We start from the raw sequence: 2,644 nt of genomic DNA, 5'->3' as shown, positions 1-2,644 counted from the left end.
TGCGGATTCCGACGATCCCGCGCAGGGATACCGACATGATCACGCGCATCGTTCCGATCTGATCCCGCGCGGGATTCCGATCTGATGCCGCGCACGGCTCAGAGCCGTCATCGACGTGATTTGCTTTCACGCTATTCGTATTTTGGTCAAGCAGTCTGTGGGTGCGGGCGTCGCAGCGAGTCACCTTCGAGAGTGATGCGGTGGGCGTTGTGAACGAGGCGATCCAGGATGGCGTCGGCGTAAGTCGCGTCGCCGATCAGTTCGTGCCATTTTGTCACGGGAAGCTGGCTGGTGACGAGGGTGGATCGATTGCCGTACCGGTCCTCAAGTATCTCAAGCAGATGATGGCGGGCATTGGCGTTGAGCGGCTCAAGTCCCCAGTCGTCGAGGATGAGCAGGTCGATGCGCGCGAGGCTTTTCAGCCGTACCGCAATACGTCCATCGCCGCGCGCCACGCTCAGCTCGTCAAGCAGCTTGCCAAGCCGGACGTAGAGGACCGACAGATTGTCGCGGCAGGCCTGGTGCCCAATGGCACAGGACAACCAGCTCTTGCCCGTTCCGGTCGGGCCGGTGATGACGAGATTGTCGTGACCTTTGATCCAGTCACCTCTGAGAAGGGTTTCCATAAAGCGCCGGTCGAGCCCGCGCGGTGTCCGGTAGTCGATATCTTCGGCTACGGCGCGGTGGCGCAGTTTGGCGTGGCGTAGCCGCGCTGCCATCCGCTTTTCCTGACGCCAGGTCAGCTCATGGTCGAGGATCAAGCCCAGCCATTCGGCATGGCTGAGCGTTCGCGCATCGTCGTTTGTCGCCATGGCACCGAACGCCTTGGCCATGCCATAGAGGCCGAGGTGATTAAGCTGATCGAGCGTGGGATGGGTAAGCATGTCTTCTCCTTCAGTTGTAATAGTCCGGACCCCGGATGTTGCCGTGATCGATGGGCTGGTGGTCGCTGTCCCGGGGCCGCAGCGGTTGGCCATCGAGCCCCTTTTCAAGGATCGACTTGAGCGAGCCGTAATTGCGCGCGCCGATCTCGAGAGCGCGCAGCGCCGCAGCTTCGAGGCGCTGCGCGCCAAAGTGCTTTTCAAGACCGAGGATGCCCATGCACGAGCGGAAGCCCTGTTCGGGATGGGGGCGATCCTCGAGGATCTTTTCGCATAAAAGCTGCGCGCAAGGTCCGACCCGTCCAGATTCGGTCAGGATCTTCGCGAGCGTCCAGTCGGCAAAGCGGCGATGCGATGACGGCATGTGCTCGGGCAAGGTCGTATGCCGGCCATTGCCGCTGCCGCGCATGTGAACCGCGATCCGCTCGCCGCGGATGAAGATCTCGACCGTCCGCGCCGTCAGTCGCGCTTCAACCGGCTGGCGCGCATAGCGGTGGGGCACCGAGTAAAAATGACGCGCGACCTCGACATGATAATCGAGGCCCACGCGCCTGGCTTGCCATTCGGCATGAACGTAAGGCTCAGTCGGCAGCGGCATCAGCAGCGGCGCATCGAGCTCTTCGAACAGCTGGCGACGGGTGCGACCAAACTGGCGCAGCACGCGCTCGTCGTTGAGCCGTGCGATCAGCGCTGCGATTGCGGCATTCAACTCGGCAAGGCTGTAAAATATCTGGTTGCGCAGCCGCCCGAACAGCCACCGCTCGACGATCCCGACACACGCCTCGACCTTGGCTTTGTCCCGCGGCTTTCGCGGCCGCGTCGGAAGGCACGTCGTGCCGTAATGGCGCGCCATCTCGGCATAGCTGCGATTGACCTGCGGATCATAAAGACACGCCTTGATCACCGCGACCTTCGCATTGTCGGGCACCAGCAGTCTGGGCGCGCCGCCAAAGGCGGCAAAGGCCTGGACGTGCGCATCGGTCCAGTCCGCCAGCGTCTCAGTCCAGGTCGCACAGGCAAAGGACAGGCTCGATGCACCCATCACTGCGACAAAGATGTGCGCAGCGCGCCTTTCGCCCGTCCGGCGATCGATGACCACACCCAGCTTGTCGCCCGCGTAGTCGACGAACAGCTTGTCGCCCGCCAGGTGCGTCTGGCGCATCGTCACCGGCAGACGGCCTTCCCACCCGCGGTACAGGTCGCAATACCGGCTGTAGCGATAGCCGTCGGGATGCGCCTCGATATATTCCTCCCACAAAGTCTGCAGGGTCACATGCTTGCGCTTCAGCTCGCGGTGCACCGCCGCCCAGTCCGGCGCGGGAAGCCGGCGGCGTCCAGGCTTGACCCCAGCCGCACCGTAAAGCTTCGCCTCAAGCTGCGCATTGTCGAGATCCGCCGCCAGCGGCCATTCGAGGCCCGAGCGGTCAAACCGCTTCACCATCTCGCGCATCGTCGATTCAGCAATCCCAGCGCGGCGCGCCGTCTCGCGCACCCCAAGCCCCGCTTCCCGGTGCAGTCTCATCAGTTCGCGCACATGGCGCATATCCATCCTCCTCGTCGGCATCAGCGGCTCCTTCCACAAAGAAGGCGCCGTTAATCGACAAGGCTCTGACATTCTCACCCGCGCGGCATCGCATCGGAATGCTGCGCATGATCAAATCGGAATGGTGCGCAGCTTCAAATCGGAATGCTGCGCGAGATCACGTCGGAATGCTGCGCACGATCAAATCGGAACACTGCGCGTGATGACCTCGGAATCCGCA

2 protein-coding genes are annotated in these 2,644 nt (G+C 62.7%); both read right to left on the bottom strand.

Features of this window, described 5'->3' with window-relative positions; translation table 11 throughout:
• Window positions 1-146 precede the first annotated feature (146 nt).
• Complete coding sequence (gene istB / locus FFS68_RS17735; RefSeq protein WP_137754523.1) at window positions 147-884, bottom strand: IS21-like element helper ATPase IstB; 738 nt, start codon at window positions 882-884, stop codon at window positions 147-149.
• A 10-nt stretch (window positions 885-894) separates the two neighbouring features.
• A complete protein-coding gene (gene istA, locus FFS68_RS17730; RefSeq protein ID WP_171003952.1) occupies window positions 895-2,424 on the bottom strand; it encodes an IS21 family transposase in 1,530 nt (509 codons plus the stop codon).
• Window positions 2,425-2,644: the final 220 nt, after the last annotated feature.

The sequence above is a fragment of the Sphingopyxis sp. L1A2A genome, assembly GCF_005502465.1.
GTDB lineage: Bacteria > Pseudomonadota > Alphaproteobacteria > Sphingomonadales > Sphingomonadaceae > Sphingopyxis.
The sequence above is the reverse complement of the archived record's forward strand: the minus strand, read 5'-3'. Positions and strand labels throughout refer to the sequence as shown.